21 protein-coding genes, 1 other RNA gene and 1 riboswitch are annotated in these 20,800 nt (G+C 71.4%); of the genes, 5 read left to right on the plus strand and 17 right to left on the minus strand.

What is annotated here, in order from left to right; translation table 11 throughout:
* Positions 1-101: 101 nt before the first annotated feature.
* Genes JMO03_RS00065 through mraZ form a run of 10 tightly spaced genes read right to left on the minus strand, consistent with a single transcriptional unit; the run spans position 102 to position 11,368 of the window.
* Entirely contained in the window at positions 102-1,046 is a 945-nt protein-coding gene (locus JMO03_RS00065) for a D-alanine--D-alanine ligase (RefSeq protein WP_238345745.1), read from the minus strand.
* Positions 1,043-2,491, minus strand: a complete 1,449-nt coding sequence (murC, locus tag JMO03_RS00070; protein WP_202838995.1) for a UDP-N-acetylmuramate--L-alanine ligase — start codon at positions 2,489-2,491, stop codon at positions 1,043-1,045. The genes JMO03_RS00065 and murC overlap by 4 nt, the downstream gene beginning before the upstream one ends.
* A complete protein-coding gene (ftsW, locus tag JMO03_RS00075; protein WP_202838996.1) occupies positions 2,488-3,834 on the minus strand; it encodes a putative lipid II flippase FtsW in 1,347 nt (448 codons plus the stop codon). Before ftsW ends, murC begins: the two co-directional genes overlap by 4 nt.
* The gene (gene mraY, locus JMO03_RS00080; protein ID WP_202838997.1) at positions 3,834-4,919 is read right to left on the minus strand and encodes a phospho-N-acetylmuramoyl-pentapeptide-transferase; all 1,086 of its coding nucleotides are present in this window, start codon (positions 4,917-4,919) and stop codon (positions 3,834-3,836) included. Before mraY ends, ftsW begins: the two co-directional genes overlap by 1 nt.
* Positions 4,909-6,300 carry a UDP-N-acetylmuramoyl-tripeptide--D-alanyl-D-alanine ligase gene (locus JMO03_RS00085; RefSeq protein WP_202838999.1) on the minus strand — a complete coding sequence of 464 codons (1,392 nt, stop codon included), beginning with the start codon at positions 6,298-6,300 and terminating at the stop codon, positions 4,909-4,911. The genes mraY and JMO03_RS00085 overlap by 11 nt, the downstream gene beginning before the upstream one ends.
* A complete protein-coding gene (locus JMO03_RS00090; protein ID WP_202839001.1) occupies positions 6,297-7,802 on the minus strand; it encodes a UDP-N-acetylmuramoyl-L-alanyl-D-glutamate--2,6-diaminopimelate ligase in 1,506 nt (501 codons plus the stop codon). The genes JMO03_RS00085 and JMO03_RS00090 overlap by 4 nt, the downstream gene beginning before the upstream one ends.
* The gene (locus JMO03_RS00095; protein ID WP_202839003.1) at positions 7,799-9,631 is read right to left on the minus strand and encodes a peptidoglycan D,D-transpeptidase FtsI family protein; all 1,833 of its coding nucleotides are present in this window, start codon (positions 9,629-9,631) and stop codon (positions 7,799-7,801) included. Before JMO03_RS00095 ends, JMO03_RS00090 begins: the two co-directional genes overlap by 4 nt.
* Positions 9,628-9,894, minus strand: coding sequence for a cell division protein FtsL (ftsL, locus tag JMO03_RS00100; RefSeq protein WP_149104708.1), 267 nt, complete (start codon positions 9,892-9,894; stop codon positions 9,628-9,630). The genes JMO03_RS00095 and ftsL overlap by 4 nt, the downstream gene beginning before the upstream one ends.
* Positions 9,891-10,925 carry a 16S rRNA (cytosine(1402)-N(4))-methyltransferase RsmH gene (gene rsmH / locus JMO03_RS00105; protein WP_425491747.1) on the minus strand — a complete coding sequence of 345 codons (1,035 nt, stop codon included), beginning with the start codon at positions 10,923-10,925 and terminating at the stop codon, positions 9,891-9,893. Before rsmH ends, ftsL begins: the two co-directional genes overlap by 4 nt.
* Positions 10,922-11,368 carry a division/cell wall cluster transcriptional repressor MraZ gene (gene mraZ, locus JMO03_RS00110; protein ID WP_202839007.1) on the minus strand — a complete coding sequence of 149 codons (447 nt, stop codon included), beginning with the start codon at positions 11,366-11,368 and terminating at the stop codon, positions 10,922-10,924. The genes rsmH and mraZ overlap by 4 nt, the downstream gene beginning before the upstream one ends.
* Positions 11,369-11,715: 347 nt before the next feature.
* Here mraZ and JMO03_RS00115 point away from each other — a divergent pair, with 347 nt between their 5' ends.
* Positions 11,716-12,054: an ArsR/SmtB family transcription factor gene (locus tag JMO03_RS00115; RefSeq protein WP_202839009.1), complete on the plus strand. Its 339-nt coding sequence runs from the start codon at positions 11,716-11,718 to the stop codon at positions 12,052-12,054.
* A 17-nt stretch (positions 12,055-12,071) separates the two neighbouring features.
* Positions 12,072-12,470 carry an SRPBCC family protein gene (locus tag JMO03_RS00120; protein ID WP_202839011.1) on the plus strand — a complete coding sequence of 133 codons (399 nt, stop codon included), beginning with the start codon at positions 12,072-12,074 and terminating at the stop codon, positions 12,468-12,470.
* Between the two features lie 12 nt (positions 12,471-12,482).
* On the opposite strand, the gene rnpB is transcribed toward JMO03_RS00120, so the two are convergent.
* An RNA gene (rnpB, locus tag JMO03_RS00125) (RNase P RNA component class A) lies at positions 12,483-12,865 on the minus strand.
* A 99-nt stretch (positions 12,866-12,964) separates the two neighbouring features.
* Complete coding sequence (rsmI, locus tag JMO03_RS00130; protein ID WP_202839013.1) at positions 12,965-13,807, minus strand: 16S rRNA (cytidine(1402)-2'-O)-methyltransferase; 843 nt, start codon at positions 13,805-13,807, stop codon at positions 12,965-12,967.
* 66 nt (positions 13,808-13,873) lie between these two features.
* On the opposite strand from rsmI, the gene JMO03_RS00135 reads away from it, so the two are divergent.
* Genes JMO03_RS00135 through JMO03_RS00145 form a run of 3 tightly spaced genes read left to right on the plus strand, consistent with a single transcriptional unit; the run spans position 13,874 to position 16,605 of the window.
* The gene (locus JMO03_RS00135) at positions 13,874-15,040 is read left to right on the plus strand and encodes a penicillin-binding protein activator (protein WP_238345746.1); all 1,167 of its coding nucleotides are present in this window, start codon (positions 13,874-13,876) and stop codon (positions 15,038-15,040) included.
* Positions 15,041-15,042: 2 nt separating this feature from the next.
* Positions 15,043-15,405, plus strand: a complete 363-nt coding sequence (locus JMO03_RS00140) for a YraN family protein (protein WP_202839015.1) — start codon at positions 15,043-15,045, stop codon at positions 15,403-15,405.
* A gap of 21 nt (positions 15,406-15,426) precedes the next feature.
* Positions 15,427-16,605: a MalY/PatB family protein gene (locus tag JMO03_RS00145; protein ID WP_202839016.1), complete on the plus strand. Its 1,179-nt coding sequence runs from the start codon at positions 15,427-15,429 to the stop codon at positions 16,603-16,605.
* 103 nt (positions 16,606-16,708) lie between these two features.
* On the opposite strand, the gene thiL is transcribed toward JMO03_RS00145, so the two are convergent.
* The 5 genes from thiL to JMO03_RS00170 form a co-directional block, all read right to left on the minus strand.
* Positions 16,709-17,650 (minus strand): thiamine-phosphate kinase, encoded by a 942-nt coding sequence (gene thiL / locus JMO03_RS00150; RefSeq protein ID WP_202839017.1) that lies wholly within the window; start codon positions 17,648-17,650, stop codon positions 16,709-16,711.
* A gap of 95 nt (positions 17,651-17,745) precedes the next feature.
* Entirely contained in the window at positions 17,746-18,255 is a 510-nt protein-coding gene (gene nusB, locus JMO03_RS00155; protein ID WP_202839018.1) for a transcription antitermination factor NusB, read from the minus strand.
* Complete coding sequence (gene ribH / locus JMO03_RS00160) at positions 18,204-18,671, minus strand: 6,7-dimethyl-8-ribityllumazine synthase (protein ID WP_202839019.1); 468 nt, start codon at positions 18,669-18,671, stop codon at positions 18,204-18,206. Before ribH ends, nusB begins: the two co-directional genes overlap by 52 nt.
* A 158-nt stretch (positions 18,672-18,829) precedes the next feature.
* A complete protein-coding gene (gene ribB, locus JMO03_RS00165; RefSeq protein WP_202839021.1) occupies positions 18,830-19,933 on the minus strand; it encodes a 3,4-dihydroxy-2-butanone-4-phosphate synthase in 1,104 nt (367 codons plus the stop codon).
* Positions 19,930-20,541: a riboflavin synthase gene (locus tag JMO03_RS00170; protein ID WP_202839023.1), complete on the minus strand. Its 612-nt coding sequence runs from the start codon at positions 20,539-20,541 to the stop codon at positions 19,930-19,932. The genes ribB and JMO03_RS00170 overlap by 4 nt, the downstream gene beginning before the upstream one ends.
* Positions 20,542-20,607: 66 nt before the next feature.
* A riboswitch (FMN riboswitch) is annotated at positions 20,608-20,775 on the minus strand.
* Positions 20,776-20,800: the final 25 nt, after the last annotated feature.

A 20,800-nucleotide genomic window follows, 5' to 3' on the forward strand; every position in this document is an offset into this window, starting at 1 on the left:
TCGGGAATGGGGAATCGAGGAAGCAAGCGTGAGCGCGCACGCCGCGCCAGGTACCGGCATGCCGTTCCCGATTCCCGATTCCAGATTCCCCATTCCCGGCTTCACAGCGTCTGCTCCAGCACCCGCCAGCACAGCTCGGCGTAGTCGATGCCGACCTGCGCGGCCGCCTTGGGGACCAGCGAGTGGCTGGTCATGCCCGGGGCGGTGTTGACCTCGATCAGCTGCAGGCCGCGGACGCGGTCGCGCATCACGTCGACCCGGCCCCAGCCGCTGCAGCCTGCGGCGCGGAACGCGGCCAGCGACAGTGCGCGCACGGCGTCCTCTTCCTCGCCCTCCATGCCTGGGCACAGGTACTGGGTGTCCTCGGCGATGTACTTGGCGTGGTAGTCGTACCACGCGCCGGCAGGCACGATGCGGATCGACGGCAGTGCGATCTCGCCCAGGATCGCCACGGTGTATTCCTCGCCCTGCACCATCTGTTCGGCCAGCAGTTCGCCGGCGTAGCCGGCCGCGAACGCGATCGCCGGCGCCAGGTCGTCCTCGGCCAGGATCCGGAACACGCCCACGCTGGAACCCTCGTTCGACGGCTTGACGAACACCGGGTAGCCGAGCTCGCGCACCGCCGCGCGCAGGTCGCCGCCCGGCGCGACGCGCACGAAGCGCGGCGTCGGCAGGCCTTCCGCCATCCACACCTGCTTGGTGCGGATCTTGTCCATGGTCAGCGCGGAGCCGAGCACGCCGGGGCCGGTGTACGGCACCCCGAGCGCCTCGAGCAGGCCCTGCACCACGCCGTCCTCGCCGCCGCCGCGGTTGCCGTGCAGGATGTTGAAGACGCGGTCGATGCGGCCGGCGCGGACGCCGTCCACCAGCGCCGGGATGCCGTCGACCGCATGCGCATCGACGCCGCGCAGGCGCAGCGCGGCGAGCACGCCGTTGCCCGAATCCAGCGACACCTCGCGCTCCGCGCTGGTGCCGCCCATGAGCACGGCGACGCGTCCGAACATGGCCGGATCGGTGACGCGCACCGCGGGCACGACCTGGCTCATCGCGGCGCCTCCGCGAACCCGTCGTGCGCCAGCTGCTGCGCGGCATGGCCGATGTCGCCGGCGCCCATCATCAGCAGCAGGTCGCCGTCCTGCAGCACGTCGGGCAGCACGCCGGACAGCTCGTGCGCGCCGTTGACCACGACCGGATCGATGCGGCCGCGGGCGCGGATCGCGCGTGCGAGCGCCTTCGCGTCGGCACCGGCGATCGGCGCTTCGCCCGCCGGGTAGACCTCGGTCAGTACCAGCGCATCGACATCGGAGAGCACCGCGGCGAAATCGTCGAACTGGTCGCGGGTGCGGGTGTAGCGATGCGGCTGGAACGCGACCACCAGGCGGCGGTCGGGCCAGCCACCGCGTGCGGCGTCGAACACCGCGGCCAGCTCCTTGGGATGGTGGCCGTAGTCGTCGACCAGCTGTACGTTCGCGCCCTGCGCCGTGCGCAACTGCGCGAGCAGGTTGAAGCGGCGGCCGATCCCCTGGAACTTCTGCAGCGCGCTGGCGATCGCCGCCGGCTCGACGCCCAGCTGCCAGCCGATCGCCGCGGCGGCGAGCGCGTTGAGCACATTGTGTCGGCCGGGCAACGCCAGCGTCACCGGGGTGCGCGAGGCGTCGGGCAGGCACAGGGTGAAACGCATGGCCGCACCCTGCTGCGACACGTCCTCGGCCCGCACGTCGGCCTGCTCGGACAGGCCGTAGGTCATCGCGTGGCGCGGCATGTCCTGCGCCAGCTGCGCGACTTCCGGATCGTCGATGCACAGCACCGCCAGGCCGTAGAACGGCAGCCGGTGCAGGAATTCGGAGAACGCCGCCTGCACGCGCGCGAAGTCGCCGCCGTAGTTCTCCAGGTGGTCGGCGTCGATGTTGGTGACCACCGCGATCAGCGGGTTCAGGCGCAGGAAGCTGCCGTCGCTCTCGTCGGCCTCCGCCACCAGCCAGTCGCCGCTGCCCAGGCGCGCATTGGCGCCGGCGGCCAGCAACTGGCCGCCGATCACGAAGGTCGGGTCGAGCCCGCCCTCGCCCAGCACGCTCGCGGTCAGCGAGGTGGTGGTGGTCTTGCCGTGCGTGCCCGCCACCGCGATGCCGCGGCGGAAGCGCATCAGTTCGGCCAGCATCTCCGCCCGCGGCACGATCGGGATGCGTTGCGAGCGCGCCTCCATCAGCTCAGGGTTGTCGGGCCGGATCGCGCTCGACACCACCACGCAGTCGGTGCCCAGGACGTTCGCCGCGGAATGCCCGCGGTGCACGGTCGCCCCCAGCCGCGTCAGCCGTCGCGTGGTCGCGTTGTCGGCGGTGTCCGAACCGGACACCTGGTAGCCGAGCGTGCACAGCACCTCGGCGATGCCGCTCATGCCGGCGCCGCCGATGCCGACGAAGTGCACGCGCGAGAAGGACCGGGCGATGCCCTCCTTGGTCATCTCGCGCGCGGCGAGCAGGCGGCGGATCATGCGTTCCTCCCGAGCCCGCCCAGGGTCGGCTCGATCCGCGGGCGCAGGCGGCTGGTGCCGCGTGCGCCGGCGATCGCGCCGGGCGGCGGCTGCGTGGTCGGCGGGGGGGTTGCGGCCGGCGCATCGACGCCGGCGGCCTTCGCGCCCTCTCCGCGCAGACGCGCCACCTGGCGCCGGGCGCGGTCGAGTTCGAAGGACACCCGCAGCAGCAGGCCGATCGCCAGGCAGGTCATCATCACGCTCGATCCGCCCGAGGAGATCAGCGGCAGCGTCAGGCCCTTGGTCGGCAGCAGGCCGAGGTTGACGCCGATCGAGACCAGGCTCTGCAGGCCGATCATCAGCGCCACGCCGAAGGCCACGTAGCCGGCGAAGTGGCGGCGCATCTCGACGCAGCGGTAACCGATCCACAGCGCGCGGCCGACCAGCGCCGCGAACAGCGCGATCACGCAGAACACGCCGACGAAACCGAGTTCCTCGCCGATCACCGAGAAGATGAAGTCGGTATGCGCCTCGGGCAGGTACGACAGCTTCTGGATCGAGGCGCCGAGGCCCACGCCGGTGAGTTCGCCGCGCCCGATCGCCATCAGCGCGTTGCTGAGCTGGTAGCCGGCGCCGAGCTGGTCCTCCCACGGGTTCCAGAACGAGGTGATGCGACGCAGCCGATAGGGCTCGATCACCGCCACCGCGACCAGCGCCGGCAGCAGCAGCAGCACCGGCACCATCATCCGCTTGAGGTGGCCGCCGCCGAGCACCAGCATGCCGGCGGTCACCGCCAGCAGCATCGTCGCCGAGCCGAAGTCGGGCTGCATCAGCAGCAGGCCCACCAGCGCCACCGCCACGCCGATCGGCTTGAGCATCGCGCCCCAGGTGGCGTTGACCTCGTCGCGGAAGCGCACCAGGTAGCTCGCCAGCCAGACCAGGTAGAGGATCTTCACCGCCTCCACCACCTGGAAATTCGACACGCCCAGGTTGATCCAGCGGCTCGCGCCGTTGACGGTGTAGCCGAGACCGGGCACGAACACCAGCATCAGCAGCAGGAAGCAGGCACCCAGCAATGCCTGCGGGTACTTCTCGACCAGCTTCAGGTCGGTGCGCATCGCCGCCACGGCCAGCCCGATGCCCACGACCAGGAACACCACGTGCCGCACCAGGAAATAGAACGGCCCCTGGCCGAGGTTCTCGGCGACCGCGATCGAACTCGAGGCCACCATCACCACGCCGAACGCGGCGATCGTCGCCGCGATCGCGATCAGCCAGCCGTCGTAGCGCCCGTCGATCGCGTCCAGGCGCGTCGCCTGTCGGCTGGTGGCGTCGAATGCGCGGGCGTCGAAGGTCGTGCCCATCAGCGCACCTTCAACGTGGCCAGGCCGACCAGCACCAGGATCACCGAGATGATCCAGAAGCGTACGATCACGCGCGGTTCGGGCCAGCCCTTGAGTTCGAAGTGGTGGTGGATCGGCGCCATCCGGAACACGCGTTTCCCGGTGAGCTTGAACGAGGCGACCTGGATCATCACCGACAGCGTCTCGATGACGAAGATGCCGCCCATGATCACCAGCACCAATTCCTGGCGCACGATCACCGCCATCGTCCCCAGCACCGCGCCCAGCGCCAGCGCGCCGATGTCGCCCATGAACACCATCGCCGGATAGGTGTTGAACCAGAGGAAGCCCAGGCCCGCGCCGGCGATCGCCGCGCAGATGATGATCAGCTCGCCCGCGCCCGGCACCGGCGGGATCTGCAGGTAGCGCGAGAACTCCGCGTGGCCCGAGGCGTAGGCGAACACCGCGATGCCGCCGGCCACCAGCACGGTCGGCATGATCGCCAGCCCGTCGAGTCCGTCGGTGAGGTTGACCGCGTTGGAGAAGCCGACGATCCAGAAGTAGGCGATCGCGACGAAGGCGATCCCGCCCAGCGGCAGCGCGATCGACTTGAACAGCGGCACGTAGAAGTTGGTCGCCGCCGGCACGTCGGCGTACAGGTACAGGTACAGGCCGGCGGCCAGGCCGAAGATCGACTGCAGCAGGTACTTCCAGCGCGACTTCAGCCCGTTCGGGTCGCGACGCACGATCTTGATCCAGTCGTCGTACCAGCCGATCGCGCCGAAGCACAACATCACCAGCAGCACCACCCACACGTACTTGTTGCGCAGGTCGCCCCACAGCAGCACCGAGGCGGTGACCGTGAACAGGATCAGCGCGCCGCCCATGGTCGGCGTGCCGGCCTTGGAGAAGTGCGACTGCGGCCCGTCCTGGCGGATCGGCTGGCCGCCCTTGTACTGGGCGAGCTTGCGGATCACCGCCGGTCCCCACCACAGCGACAGGAACAGCGCGGTGAGCGCGGCCAGGATGCCGCGGAAGGTCAGGTAGCCGAACAGGCCGAACAGGCCTTCGAGCTGCTGCAGCCAGCGGGTCAGTTCAAGCAGCATCCTGTTCCCCCGTGTCGTCCGGCAGCAGGGCGTCGACGACTCGGTCCATCGCGCTGCCCCGCGAGCCCTTCACCAGCACGCGCACGCCGGAGTGCAGGTCGACCCGCAGCGCGTCGACCAGTGCGGCGTGGCTGTCGAAATGGCGGGCGCCGTCGCCGAAGCCCTCGACCGCCGCGGCGCTCAGCGGTCCCAGCGCGTACAGCCGCGCCAGGCCCGCGCGACGCGCACGGCGCCCGGCCTCGGCGTGCAGCGCCGCCGCGTCCTCGCCCAGTTCGCGCATGTCGCCCAGCACCAGCCAGTTCTCGCCGCTGGTGGCCGCGAGCGTATCGATCGCCGCGTTCAGCGAACCGGGGTTGGCGTTGTAGCTGTCGTCGATCAGCACCGCGCCGTTGGCCAGGCGATGCCGCACGAGCCGACCCTTCACCGGCTCCGCGGTCGACAGCGCCTCGGCGATAAGGCCCAGCGGCACCTCCAGCGCGAGCGCGATCGAGGTCGCAGCCAGCGCGTTGGCGATGTTGTGCCGGCCGGGCAGCGGCAGCGACACGCCCGCCTCGCCGGCCGGCGTGACCAGGGTGAAGCGCGAGGCATCGTCGTCGAGGCGGATGTCGCGCGCGGTCACGTCGGCACTGGCCTCCAGACCGAAGCGCAGCAGCCGGCGCCCGTGCGCGCGTTCGGCGAAGTACGGCGCGAACGCATCGTCGGCATTGACCACCGCAATGCCGTGGTGCGGCAGCGCGTCGTAGATGGCGGCCTTGGTGTCGGCGATGCCGAGCAGGCTCTGCATCCGTTCCAGGTGCGCCGGCGCGACGTTGTTCACCAGGGCCACGTCCGGACGCGCGATCGCGGTCAGGTAGGCGATGTCGTTGTGCTTGCCCGCGCCCATCTCGTAGACCGCGACTTCGGCGTCGTCCGGCGCGTCGATCACCGCCAGCGGCAGCCCGATCTCGTTGTTGCGATTGCCTGGATTGGCGTACGTCTTCATCGTGCGCGACACGATCGCGAGGGTGAGCTGCTTGACGCTGGTCTTGCCGTTGCTGCCGGTGATACCCACCACCTTGCCGCGGCGGGCATGCTGCAGCGCCGCCGCCAGCGCCGCCAGCGCGCGCTCGGTATCGGCCACCAGCACCTGCGGCAGCGGCGCGTCGCAGATCCGGGAGACCAGCGCGGCGCGCGCGCCGAGCGCCGCGGCCGCCGCGACGTGGTCGTGGCCGTCGAAGTTCGCGCCCTTGAGCGCGATGAACAGGGCCGCGCGGCCGTCGCGCGCGTCGAGCGTGCGCGTGTCCGTTTCGACCGCATCGATCAGCATGTCGTCGGGCCGGCCGGCGGCATGCAGGCGACCGTTGGTCCATTGCGCGATACGCGAGAGCGGCAGCGGGTTCATCGCCCCTCCTCCGAATCGCGCGGCTGCGGCGCGGCCGGCTCGCCCAGCGCCTCGCGCGCGACCACGCTGTCGTCGAAGGAATGCTTCACGCCGGCGATCTCCTGGTAGGTCTCGTGGCCCTTGCCGGCAACGAGCACGATGTCGCCTGCCTGCGCGCGGCCGATCGCACCGAGGATCGCGGCGCGGCGGTCGCGCTGCACCACCACGCGCTCGGGATGGGCGAAGCCGGCCATGATTCCGGCGATGATCGCGTCGCCGTCCTCGCCGCGCGGGTTGTCGTCGGTGACGACCACCTCGTCGGCCAGTCGTTCCGCGATCGCCGCCATCTGCGGACGCTTGCCGGTGTCGCGCTCGCCACCGCAACCGAACACGCACAGCAAGCGTCCGCGCAGGTGTCCGCGCAGCGACTGCAGCGCCTGTTCCAGCGGATCGGGCTTGTGCGAGTAATCCACCACCACCAGCGGGCGGTCGCCGCCGCCGAACCGGTTCATGCGCCCGGGAATCGGCTGAAGCCGGCCGAGCACGCCCGCGATCGCGGCCGCATCGTGGTCGAGCGCGTGCAGTACGCCGGCCACCACCAGCAGGTTGTCGACGTTGAAGCGACCCAGCAGGGGCGAGGCGACACGATGCGTCCCGCCACCGAGGTGGAGGTCGAAACCGATGCCGTCGGCGTCGGGCGAAACGTTGCCGGCGCGCACCTGCGCATCGTCGGCGCCGCGCGCGCTGGTGCCGACCGCGCGCAGCGAAGCCGGCAGCGCGGCGTGCACGCGACGCCCCCAGGCGTCGTCGAGATTCACCACCGCCGCGCGCAGGCCCGGCGTCGCGAACAGCTTCGCCTTCGCCGCACCGTAACGTTCCATGTCGCCGTGGTAGTCGAGGTGGTCGCGGCTGAGGTTGGTGAACACGCCGACGGCGAAATGCACCGCGTCCACGCGCCCCTGGTCGAGCGCGTGCGAGCTGACTTCCATCGCCACCGCGTCGGCGCCGGCCGCGCGCAATTGCGCGAGCAGCGCATGCGTCTGCAGCACCAGTGGCGTGGTGAAGCCGGTCGCGCGCGCGTGTCCGTACAGGCCCGCGCCGAGCGTACCGATGGTGCCGCAGCGCACGCCGCGCAGGTCCAGCGCCTGCGCCAGCAGTTGCACGGTCGAGGTCTTGCCGCTGGTGCCGGTGACGCCGATCGTCGTCATCCGCGCCGACGGGTTGCCATGGAAGGCGTCGGCCATCGCACCCATGCGCGCGCGCAGGCCGGGCACCGCGATCGCATCGGCCGGGGGCGCGGGCACGTCGCCCGGCACCGGCGGCTCGAACAGGATCGCGCGCGCGCCGGCACGCCTGGCCTGGTCGGTGAAGTGCAGCCCGTGCGTGCCGAACCCGCCGATCGCGACGAAGGCGTCGCCTTCGCGCACGTCGCGGCTGTCCAGCACCAGGCCGGAGATCGACAGCGACGCGGGCACCGCGGCCACGTCCGGCAACAACTGCGCGAGCGACATCGTCCGGCTCATCGCGCCGCCTCCGCCACGGCGGCCGCGCCTGCCGCGACCCGCGGCGCCGCCGCGGCCTGCGCCTTCGCGCGCTTGGCCTCTTCGACGGCCTGCGCGGCCAGCCAGGTCTCGATGTCGTCGGGTGGCACGTCCATCAGCCGCAGCGCGCCCTCCATCACCCGCGCGAACAGCGGCGCCGACACCCAGCCGCCGCCGTAGGTCGATCCGCCGCCGGAAGGATCCGGGTCGTTGACCACCACCGTCACCGCGAAACGCGGCCGTTCGACCGGCACCAGGCCGGCGAAGTAGGCGATGTAGCGACGCGAGTAGCCGCCGCCGGCGGACTTGCGCGCGGTGCCGGTCTTGCCCGCCACGTGGTAGCCGAGGATCGCCGCACGCGTGGCGGTGCCGCCGGGTTCGGTGACGGTCTGCATCATCCGCATGACCTGGGCGGCGACCTCGGGTGCGAGCGCCTGGGTCGACTCGCCGCTGTGCCCGCCCTTGACGAAGGTCGGCGTCACCAGTCGACCGCCGTTGCCGAGCGCGGCGTAGGCGCGCGCGATCTGCAACGGCGTCGCGGACAGGCCGTAGCCATAGGACATGACCTGCTTGTCGGTACCGCTCCAGCGCTCCGGTGGCGGGAACGTGCCCGGCGCCTCCCCGGGGAAGCCGCTGCCGGTGCTGGAGCCGAAGCCGAAACGGCGCAGGAACGCGTCGAAGTCGCGGTCCGGCAGCAGCCTGACGATCTTCGACACGCCGACGTTCGAACTCTTGGTGATGATGCCGGTGGTGTCGAGCACGCCGTAGTTGCGGAAGTCGCTGGTGCGGTAGCGGCCGTTCGGGATCCAGCCGGGGCTGGTGTCGAAGCGCGTGGCCGGCGTGACCACACCGGCCTCGAGCGCGGCCGCGACCGTCAGCGGCTTCATCGTCGAACCCGGCTCCAGCAGGTCGGTCAGCGCGCGGTTGCGGTAGGCGTCGCGATTGAGCCCGCTGACCTTGTTGTTGTTGTACGAGGGCAGGTTGGCCATCGCCAGCACCTCGCCGGTGGCGACGTCGAGGATCACCACCGAGCCGCTGCCGGCGCCGGTTTCCAGCAGCGTGCGCTTGAGTTCGCGATAGGCCAGGAACTGGATGCGGCGGTCGATGCTCAACACCAGGTCGCGACCGGGTTCCGCCGGGCGGACCAGGTCGACGTGCTCGACGATGCGGCCGTGGCGGTCGCGGATCACCTTCTGCGCGCCGGGCGTGCCGCTGAGCCAGTCGTCGAACGCCAGCTCGACGCCCTCCTGTCCGCGGTCGTCCACGTTGGTGAAGCCGAGCACGTGCGCGACCGCCTCGCCCTGCGGGTAGAAGCGGCGGAACTCGCGTTGCGAGAACACGCCCGGGATGCGCAGCGCCAGGATCTTCTGCGCGACCGCCGGGTTGACCCGGCGATGGCGCGGCACGTACATGAACTCCTTGTCCTTGCGCTGCGAGACGTAGCGCGTGAGGTAGTCCACCGGCAGGTCGGTCGCCTCGGCCAGGCGCGCGACGGCGGCCGGGTTGTTGGCCAGCTCCTGCGGGTTGGCCCACAGCGACTCCACCGGCGAGGACACCGCCAGCGGCTCGCCGTTGCGGTCGGTGATCATGCCGCGCGAGGTCGGGATCGGCACTTCGCGCAGGAAGCGCGCGTCGGCCTTGCGCTGATAGAAGGCGTTGTCAACCAGTTGCAGGTCGACCGCGCGCACCACCAGCGCCACCGCGCACAGCGCCAGCGCGCCACCGACCAGCATCAACCGCCCACGCAGGTTGAACTGCGCGCGCGGACGCGGCTTCTTGGCCGAACCGCCTGCGGTCTTGACGAACCTCATGGCCGCACCACCACGATCTCGCCGGCGGCGGGAAACTTCATGCCCAGTCGGTTGCGCGCGACCTGGTCGATGCGGTTGCTCTCGGCCCAGGTCGCCTGCTCGAGCTGCAGCCGGCCGAACTCGATGTTGAGTTCGTCGCGCGCGCGCTCGAGCCGGGTCAGCTGAACGTACAGCTCGCGGTGCTGGTGGCGCGCATGGACGACGCCGATCGCGGAGATGACGTTGGCGACGACCAGCACGGCGACGATCAGGCGCAGGGTCATGGCTCGCCTCCTGCGGAGGCTGGGAATGGGGAATGGGGAATGGGGAATGGCCGCGAAGCGTTTGCCGCCTCCATTCCCGATTCCCGATTCCCGATTCCCCTCTTTTCAGCCACCCGCAGCACCGCGCTACGGGCGCGCGGGTTGGCGGCCAGCTCGTCGGCGCGCGCCTTGCCGGCGTCGCCGACCGCGCGCAGCGTGGGCTCGAAGCCGGTGGCTTCGGGCAGGCGCCGGTTGCCCGGTGGCGCCTTGGCATGCGCGGCGATGAAGCGCTTGACGATGCGGTCCTCGAGCGAATGGAAGCTGATCACCGCCAGCCGGCCGCCGGGCTTGAGCGCGTCGTGCGCCGCGGCCAGACCCAGCTCCAGGTCCGCCAGCTCGCGATTGACGTGGATCCGGATCGCCTGGAACGAGCGCGTGGCGGGATGGAGGTCGTGGCGGCCGCGCGGCACCACCGAGGCGATCAGCCCGGCCAGTTCGGTGGTGCGGGTGAGCGGCGCGGTGGCGCGGCGGGCGACGATGGCGCGTGCGATGCGGCGACTCATGCGCTCCTCGCCGAAGGTCCACAGCACGTCGGCGATCTCGCGCTCGTCGGCGCGCGCCAGCCACTGCGCCGCGCTCTCGCCGCTGTCGGGATCCATGCGCATGTCGAGCGGGCCGTCCTTGCCGAAGCTGAAGCCGCGGGCGGCGACGTCGAGCTGCGGCGACGAGACGCCGAGGTCGAGCAGCACGCCGTCGATACCCGCCCCCACTTCGTCCCAGGCACCAAGTTCGCCGAAGCTGCCGCGCCGGATCGCGACGCGCGCGTCGCCACGGAACTCGCGTTCCGCCACCGCGATCGCTTCGGGATCCTTGTCCATCAGCAGCAGCCGACCTCCTGCGCCCAACCGTTGCAGCACGCCGCGCGCATGACCGCCGCGGCCGAACGTGCCGTCCAGATACGTCCCGTCCTCGATCACGCGCAGCCCTTCCATGACCTGCTCGAACATCACCGGAAGGTGCGCGGACCGGACTTCCGCGCCCCCTTCCGTCACAGCTGCAGGTCGACCAGGTCGTCGCCCAGATCGGCATCGCCCAGCGTCTGCCTGATCTGCGCGAGATGCGCCTGTTCGCTCCAGAGTTCGAATTTCTCGCCCATGCCCACCAGCACGGCCTTCTTCTCGATGCCGACCGCATTGCGGTGGCTGGCGGGAACGCCGATGCGCCCGTGCGCGTCGGGCTCGACGAAGGTGGCCGCGCCGACCAGCTTCAGCTGCAGCTGGCGGTTGACCGAACGCGTGCGCGGCAGCGCGTTGACCTGGTCGCGCACGCGCTCCCAGACCGCCTGCGGATAGAGGTACAGGCTTCCCGACTCGAACGGGTTGTAGGTGACCACCAGCCGGTTGCCGCCCGCGCCCGCGACGAGGTCCCGGTAGCTGGTGGGGATCGCCAGCCGGCCCTTGTCGTCGATCGTGATGGCGGTCTCGCCCTGGAACACCACAGCCTGCCCGGAGTTGCCCGTCTTCGGCGGGCTTCAGTATCGGAAAACCACAAAAAACCCGGTTTCCCCACGAAGCGCCACAGTATGGGCCGTCCGGAACGATGTCAACAGCTTTCGTGTGCAAATTTCATTAATCAGCTCAATGACTTGCGTGATAGTTCACAGACTTGTTCAAACCTTATCCACAAGCTGCTGATTCGTCTCAAATTTTGAGATTGGCGAGTTCCGGACCCCTTGCAGCACACCAGCAGATGCACCGGGGCACGGGTATGGTGCGTCGCATCATTATCCATCTTCAACCACTCGGTTGACAGTTTTGGCCAGGATGGCTCACATTCAACTACATGGATGAATATCCCTCCCCCCTCGACGGCGTGTTCCACGCGCTGTCCGACCCCACCCGTCGTGCGATGCTCGCTGCACTGCTGGGCGGCGAACGCAGCGTGGGTGCCCTGGCCGCGCCTTTCGAGATCTCGCTGGCTGCCGCTTCCAAGCACATCCGCGCCCTGGAGCGGGCAGGCCTGCTCGAACGCACTGTGCGCGGCCGCACGCATCTCTGCGCGCTGCGGGCTGCGCCGCTCGCGCAGGCGGTCGCGTGGCTGGACAGCTACGTGGAGGGGCGGCACATCCTGCTCGACGCCGGCGCAGCCGCCGCGGCACCCTCGCCCCCGGAACGATCCTGACGCTGAAGACGCCCCCGGTGGCCCGCGCCACCATGCTCATCCGCAGGCCGGTCGCCGAGGTGTTCGACGCCTTCGTCGATCCGCTCGCGCCCGGCGCCACCGTCACCTGGTACCGGGACGACTACGGCGCCTCCGGCGAGGTGCGCGTGGTGGTGTTCGAGCCCGCGCGCCGGATCGCGATCGAATGGCCGACTCCGGTGGAATGGCGGTTCACCGCGCGCGGCGAACATGCCACCTTCATTGCCATCACCGCTTCGGGCTTCGAGGGCAGCGACGACGAACAGGTCGCCCAGGCGCTGGACTCGACCGAGGGCTTCAATCTCGTGGTCGCCGCGTGCAAGGCGTTCCTCGAGCACGGCATCGACCTGCGCCTGGTCGCGGACAAGGACCCCGACGCGCACGTCGCACGCGAATAGCCTGGAGGAAGGTGGCGGAGCCGGCCTATAAGCCGGGTTCTGTCGTGGACAGTCATTCCTCTAGGCGCCGCGTCACCGCGACGCTCGAGCAACCTACCCGGAGACACCGCGGGCCACGGCATCGTCTCCCTATTTGGTCTTGCTCCCGGTGGGGTTTGCCGTACCGGCCTGTTGCCAGGCTCGCGGTGCGCTCTTACCGCACCATTTCACCCTTGCCACGCCTCCTGCCGCTCCTTGCGGAACTGCCTGAGCGTTCGGCGGTATCTTTCTGTTGCACTTTCCGTCGGCTCGCGCCGCCCAGGGGTTACCTGGCACCGTACCCTGTGGAGCCCGGACTTTCCTCGGCATCCGCACCCACCGAAGTGGGCCGACGACGCGACTGTCCGGCCGACTCCGCCGAGGCCATTGTCGCACGCGCTACGCGGAACGGATGAATGCCGGTGCGCACCCAGCGCACGCGACGACGGCGAGGCGCCCGGCGAATTGCGCTCGCCTCAACTCCCGTACAGCAGCTTGCGCGGCGCGCCGGTGATTTCCGCAGCCAGCTTCGCCGCCGCGGAAGGCGGCAGGTGAGCGCCCAGCAACGCGTAGACGCGCCGACCCTCGACCAGGCGCGCATCGCCCTCCTCGCCCGCCCCTTCGACGATCACCACGAATTCGCCACGGCGCTGGTCGGCATCGGCAAGCACGCGCGCGTGCAGCGCGGACAGCGGGCCGTCGAGCACGGTTTCGAAGAGCTTGGTCAACTCGCGCGCGAGCACCGCGCGCCGCGCGCCGCCGAAGGCGGCAACGGCGTCGGCAAGCATCGCGTCGATGCGATGCGCGGATTCGTAGAAGATCAGCGTGCGCGGTTCGGCCGCGAGCGCGGCGAGCCGTTCGCGCCGCGCCGCGGCCTTCGCCGGCAGGAAGCCCTCGAAGGCGAAGCGGTCGCTCGGCAGGCCGGCCACGCTAAGCGCCGCGACCAGCGCGCTGGGTCCGGGCACCGGGCTCACCCGGATCCCGGCCTCGCGCGCGGCACGCACCAGCCGGAAGCCCGGGTCGCTGACCAGTGGCGTGCCGGCGTCGCTGACCAGCGCCAGCGATTCGCCCGCCTGCAGACGCGCCACCAGTCGCTGCGCGATCGCCTCCTCGTTGTGCTCGTGCAGGGCCAGCAGCGGCGTGACGATGCCGAACTGCGAGAGCAGTTGCCGGGTGTGGCGCGTGTCCTCCGCGCAGATCGCCGCCACCGTGCGCAGCACCTGCTGCGCGCGCGGCGACAGGTCGCCGAGGTTGCCGATCGGGGTCGCGACCACGTGCAGCACGCCCGCGGCAGGGGCTCCGGATTCAGCGGCTGGCATCGTCTCTCCACGGGTGGGACGGTAGAATCGGTCCATTCTCCACCGTGGGGCGCCCGGATGCGGCAAATGTCGAGATCGATGGTGTGTGCGGCCATGCTGGCCACGTTGGCGGGCTGTGCCTCGGTCCAGGTCCAGAGGCCGGCGACCGGCCCGGATGAGATCGCGCAGCCGACGCTGAACACGCACTGGCGCTTCGACCCGGCCCGCGACCCGGCCGCCCGCGACGGCTACCGCCCGCCGCGCAAGCTGGCGGTGCTGCTGCCGATGACCGGCCAGCTCGCCACTGCGGCCGGGCCGGTGCGCGATGGCCTGCTCGCCGGCTACTACGCCGAACGCCGGGACAAGCCGGAACTGGCGTTCTACGACACCGCCGGCACGGCTTCGGGCGCGGTCGCCGCGCGTGATCGCGCGATCGCCGAGGGCGCCGACCAGATCCTCGGTCCGCTGGGCCGCGACGAGGTCTCGGCGCTGTTCCAGGCGCCGCAGGCGGTGCCCCTGCTCGCGCTCAACCGCGGCAACGCGGTGCCGCCCGACAATGGCGCCGATTTTTCGCTCGCCCCCGAGGACGAGGGGCGCGCCGCCGCGGCCTACGCGCTCGCGCGCAACGCCCGCCGGGTGCTGGTGCTCAGCAACGGCGACGACCACGCGCGGCGCAGCGTCGATGCGTTCCGCACGCGACTGGAGGCCGAAGGCGGCGCGATCGTCGGCACGCTCGCGATCGTCGGCGAGACCCCGGGCGACCAGTCGGTCGCGCTGCGCTCGGCGGCAACGCGCGAAGGCGGCGTCGACGCGATCCTGATCGCGCTGCGCGGCAGCGAAGCACGCCTGGTGGTACCGCAGCTGTTCGCGGCCGGCCTGGGCGACAAGCTGCGCATCGCGACCTCGCAGCTCACCTCGGGCACCGGCAAGGCCGACGAGGATCGGGCGCTGGACGGCATCGCCTTCGCCACCGAGACCTGGACCAGCGCCGGCCTGCCCGGCCTGCCTTCGCCGGCGACATTGGCCGCGGACCTGCCGACCGCGCGCGGCCCGGCAGCGCGGTTGTTCGCCTTCGGCCACGACGCCTGGCTGCTCAGCGCCTACCTGCAGCACCTGGCCGAGCATCCCGACGCCGGACTCGATGGCGCCACCGGCCGGCTGTCGCTCGATGCCAACGGCAACGTGCTGCGTGCGCCGGCGTGGGCCACCTTCAGCAATGGCCTGGTGGTGCCGCTGGCGGGCGCCGGCGGCTGAGCATGCGCGCGCGCGGCGCCGGCGTGGAAGCGGCGGCGTGCACCTACCTGGTCGCCGCGGGCCTGCGCCCGGTGGCCGCCAACGCCACCGCGCGCTTCGGCGAACTCGACCTGGTGATGCGCGACGGCGACACCCTGGTGTTCGTCGAGGTGCGCTACCGCCGCAGCTCGCGCTTCGGCGGCGGCGCGGAATCGGTGGACGCCCGCAAGCGCCGCAAGCTGGTGCTGGCGGCGCGGCAGTTCCTGGCGGCGCACCGCGAACACCGCGACGCGCCGTGCCGGTTCGACGTGGTCGATGCCAGCGGCGATCCCGATGCGCCCTCGTTCGACTGGATGCGCGACGCCTTCCGCGCCGACGACGGCTGACACCGCGCCTACAATCGGTGCATGACCCTTCCCGACTACGACCTGATCGACGAAGCCTCGCTGCGCGCCGCCGGCGGGCTGAAATGGGCGGCGTTTCCCGACTGCATCGGCGCCTTCGTCGCGGAGATGGATTTCGGCATCGCCGACCCGATCGCCGACGCGCTGCGCGCTGCGATCGCGCAGGGTCGCTGCGGCTATCCGACCCCTGCCCTGTCGCGCGAACTCGCACAGGCCTGCGCGCAATGGCAGGCCCGGCACAATGGCTGGCAGGTGGACCCCGGGCGCGTGCACGCGGTCGGCGACGTGCTCGGCGGGCTGGAGATCGTGCTGCAGCACTTCGTGCCGGCGAAGACGCCCGTGGTGTTGCCGACGCCTGCGTACATGCCGTTCCGGCCCTTGCTCGAACTGCACGGGCATCGCGTGATCGAAGTGCCGCATCGCCTGCACGAAGGCACGTGGCGCATGGACCTGGAGACGATCGACGGCGCCCTGCGCGACGGCGCCGGGCTGGTGCTGCTGTGCAATCCGCAGAATCCGCTCGGGCGTGTGTTCGGGCAGCACGAGCTGCTCGCCCTGTCCGAGGTGGTGGAACGCCACGGCGCGCGGGTGTTCTCCGACGAGATCCACGCGCCGCTGGTCTACGCCGGCGAGCGCCACGTCCCCTACATCACCGTGTCCGAAGCCGCGGCGCGGCACGGCGTGGTCGCGGTCTCGGCGTCGAAGGGCTGGAACCTGGCCGGACTCAAGTGCGCGCAGCTCGTGTTCGGCAACGACGAGGACCTCGCCCGCTGGCGGCGCATGATCCTGGTCGCAGGCCATGGCGTGGCGGGCCTGGGCATGATCGCCTCGGTCGCCGCCTGGCGCGACGGCGGGCCGTGGCTCGGGCATGTGCTCGACTATCTGCAGGGCAACCGCGCGCTGGTCGCCGAATGGATGGCGACCCATCTGCCGGACGCCCGCTTCGCACCGCCGCAGGGCACATACCTGGCGTGGATCGACTGCCGCGACCTGGCGCTGTCGCCCGACACGACCCCCGGCGCGTTTTTCCGCCGGCATGCGCGCGTCGCGCTGACCGACGGCGCCGAATGCGGCGCCGCCGGCCGGGGCTTCGTGCGCCTGAACTTCGCGATGCCGCGCCCCCTGCTGCGCGAGGCGCTGTCGCGCATGGCCGAGGCGATCGGACGACTGCCGAACCCGTAGCCCGTATCCCGCGTAGCCCGGATAAGCGCAGCGCATCCGGGAAGAAAAACCCGCCCCCGCGCGATCCCGGATGCGCTGCGCTTATCCGGGCTACGTTCGGAGTTCAGAAGTGGCGGTAGCCCGGCATCGCGGGTGTCCAGGGCGTGCCGTCGGGCGATCGGGCGCGTACGCCGGTGGAGGTTTCGATCCGGCCGATGCGGGTGGCCCCGATCTCCCCCGTCGCGGCAAGCGCGGTCGCCACGGCCTCACGCTGCGCGGCGGGCGCGGTGAAGCACAGCTCGTAGTCGTCGCCACCCGTCGCCTGCCATGGCCAGCGCAGTTCCGGGCGGAACCGCGTAAGCGCCTTCGAGACGGGCAGTGCCTCCAGTTCGATGCATGCGCCGGTGCCGCTGGCGGCGCAGACGTGTCCGAGGTCGGCCAGCAGGCCGTCGGACACGTCGATGCAGGCGCTGGCGATGCCGGCCAGCGCGCGTCCGGCCGCGACGCGGGGCGTCGGGCGGTCGAGGCGTGCGCGCAACGCACGATCGACGGCAGCGCCGGCCTGCAGCGCGGCGAGCGCGGCGGCGGCGTCGCCGGGCGTGCCGGTGACCCAGACATCGTCGCCCACGCCGGCGCCGGCGCGACGCAGCGCCCGGCCCGGCTCGACCAGTCCGTGCACCGCCACGCAGATCGACAGCGGTCCGCGCGTGGTGTCGCCGCCGACCAGCGAGACGTCGTGGCGTGCGGCCAGCTCCAGGAAACCGTCGAGGAAGCCGTCGACGAAGGCGGAGGCCGCCTCGGGCAGCGACAGCGACAACGTGCACCACGCGGGCTGCGCGCCCATCGCCGCGAGGTCGGACAGGTTCACCGCCAGCGCCTTCCAGCCGATGTCGGCGGGCGCGGCGGCGGCCGGGAAATGCACGCCCGCGTTGAGGGTGTCCATCGCGACCACGAGCTGCATGCCGGACGGCACCTGCAGCAGCGCCGCGTCGTCGCCGATGCCCAGCACCACATCGACGCGGCGGGGCGCGCGGTCGCGGATGCGGGAAATCAGGTCGAATTCCATGTCACGCCCCCCGTAGGAGCGCCTTCAGGCGCGATGCTGTTGCGACAGTGACCAAGGTTCGACGAGAAGCAGAAGCATCGCGCCTCAAGGCGCTCCTACGGGCGCGACACCTGGACTTCCGTGGCGCGCCACTGCGCCGCGGCCTGGTCGAGCACGCCGTTGACATAGGTATGCCCGTGCTCGGAGCCGAAACGCTTGACCGCCTTGAGCGCCTCGTCGATGACCACGCGGTACGGAACGTCCGGTCGGTGCTGCAGCTCGTAGGCGGCGATGCGCAGCATCGCGCGCTCGATCGGGTCGACCTCCTCCACCGTGCGGTCGAGGAACGGCTGCAACGCCGCGTCCAGCGCCCTGACATGGCTGCCGACGCCGCGCACCAGGTCTTCGAAGTACTCGAGGTCGGCGACTTCGTTCGCCTGTTCGTGCGCGAACTGCGCGATCGCGTTCTTCGCGTCCACGCCCGAGAGCTGCATCGCGTACACCGCCTGCAGGGCGCGCCGGCGCGAACGCGTGCGCGCCACCGGGTCGATGCCGTCGCGACGCGGGCCGCGGCTCACCGCAACGACTCCAGCAGGTGCGCCATCTCGATCGCCACCAGCGCGCATTCCTCGCCCTTGTTGCCGTGGCTGCCGCCGGCGCGGCGCTCGGCGTCCTCGTGCACGTCGACCGCGAGCACGCCGTTGGCCACGGGCACGCCGTGCTCCAGCGCTACGCGCATCAGGCCTTCGCTGCAGCCATCGGCGACCTGCTCGAAGTGGCGGGTGTCGCCACGCACCACGCAGCCCAGTGCGACGATCGCCGCGTGGTCGCCAGCCCGTGCGATGCGCGCGGCGGCGAACGGGATTTCCCAGGCACCAGGCACGCGCACCACGTCGACCGCCGCCTCGACCACGCCGTGGTCGGCGAAGGCCTTGCGCGCGCCGGCCACCAGCGAATCGGTGATGCGCGGGTTCCAGCGGCTGGCGATGATCGCGAAGCGCGCGCCCTCGGGGGCGCGCAGGTCGCCTTCGTAGTGGCTCATGGGCAGGAGGCGGGAATGGAGGACGTGGATTCTACCGCGCCGCGCGCTGGGCCTCCGGCGCGGTCGTTGCGCGTACTGCCGGCCGCCGGTGCGGGCGCGGGAAGCCGGCCCGGCGACGGCGGGGGGCGCGGTGGCCCAAGCCACGACGACCCGAGCTCCTACGGCGCCACGTACTCCACGATTTCCAGGCCGAATCCCGCCAGGCCCACCTGCCGGCGCGGTGTGCCCAGCACCCGCAGGCGGCCGAAGCCGAGGTCGTGCAGGATCTGGGCGCCGGCGCCGTTGCGGCGCCACTCGCCGGCCGCACCGCTTTTCGAAACCTTCGGGACGTCGGCCTGCGGCTCGCGGATGCGCGCCAGCAATGCCGCGGGATCGTGCGGCTCCTCGAGCAGCACCAGCGCGCCGGCCTCCTCCGCGGCCAGCATCGCCATCACGTCGCCAGTGGCGGGCCCGAAGTCGGTGCGCCGCCAGTGCAGCGCGTCGGCCAGCGGGTTCATCGGCTGCACCCTGACCAGCGCCGCGCGGCCGGCATCGGGCGTCCCCCGCACCAGCGCGAAATGCAGCGCATCGCCCAGCCGGTCGCGATAGGTCACCAGGCGGAACGACCCGTGCGGCGTGTCGATCGCGCGCTCGTCGAGCCGCTCGACGGTGTGCTCGGTTTCCAGCCGGTACCGGATCAGGTCCTCGATCGAGCCGATCTTCAGCCCGTGCTCGCGCGCGAACACCTCCAGTTGCGGGCGCCGCGCCATGCTGCCGTCGGGATTCAGGATCTCGACCAGCACCCCCGCGGGTTCGAATCCCGCGAGCCGCGACAGGTCGGCGGCGGCCTCGGTGTGGCCGCTGCGGGCGAGCACGCCGCCGGGTTCGACCATCAGCGGGAAGATGTGGCCCGGCTGCGACAGGTCGGCGGGACCGGCGTCGGCGCGCACCGCGGTGCGGATGGTGTGGGCGCGATCGTGCGCGGAAATCCCGGTGGTCACGCCCTCGGCAGCCTCGATGCTGACGGTGAAGTTGGTGCGGTGGCGCGAGGTGTTCGACTGCACCATCGGCGGCAGGCCGAGCTGGGCGCAGCGCTCGCGGGTCAGCGACAGGCACACCAGGCCGCGCGCGTGGGTGACCATGAAATTGATGTCGGACGGCCGCACGCACTCCGCGGCCATGATCAGGTCGCCCTCGTTCTCGCGATCCTCGTCGTCGACGATCACCACCATGCGGCCCTCGCGGACCTCCTGCAGCAGTTCCGGCACCGGCGCGAAGCTCATGCCGCGGCCTCCTGCGCGCGGGCGGCGAGCAGGCGCTCGACGTAGCGCGCCACCAGGTCGACCTCGAGGTTGACCGCATCGCCCACGCCGGCCTGGCCGAATGCCGTATGCGCCAGCGTGTGCGGGATCAGCGCCACCTCGAACCCGTCCGCGTCCACCGCGTTGACCGTGAGGCTGACGCCGTCGACGCAGATCGAGCCCTTCTGCGCGATGTACTTCATCAGCGCCGGTGGCGCGCCGAAGCGCCAGCGCTGCGCGCGCGCATCGTCCACGATCGCCGCGACCGAGCCGACGCCGTCGACGTGTCCGCTGACCAGGTGCCCGCCGAGTCGGCCGTCGGGCCGCATCGCGCGTTCGAGGTTCACGGCCTGGCCCGGCGCGAGCCGGCCCAGCGTGGTCAGCGCCAGCGTTTCGTTCGAGGCGTCCACATCGAAATGCATCGCGTCGAAGGCGACCACGGTCAGGCACACGCCGTTGACCGAGACGCTTTCCCCGAGCGTCACGCCATCGAATGGCAGCGTGCCGACCGCGATCCGCAGCCGTGCGTCGCCATCGCGCACCTCGCGCGAGGCGAGCTGGCCCAGGCCTTCGATCAATCCGGTGAACATGGCTTGCGCTTCCCATGGCGGGAAACGCCCGCAGGGCGCGAGCGAACGCACGGCGCAGGCCGTACGACGCGTCTTCTTTCATCCGGACTGTGACCGTCGGCTCCGGCATTCGACCGGATCTGCTGACCCTGCGCGGCGGTGGGCCGTGCAGGCGCTCGCGGGCTCGCGGGCCGGGTCCCGGGGACCTGTCCGCCTACCGCCGGTGGGGAATCGCACCCCGCCCCGAAGACGTTTCTGGTGGTGGTGGCCGCGGGCGGCC

It is taken from the genome of Luteimonas saliphila (assembly GCF_016774335.1).
In the GTDB taxonomy this organism is placed as follows: domain Bacteria; phylum Pseudomonadota; class Gammaproteobacteria; order Xanthomonadales; family Xanthomonadaceae; genus Luteimonas; species Luteimonas saliphila.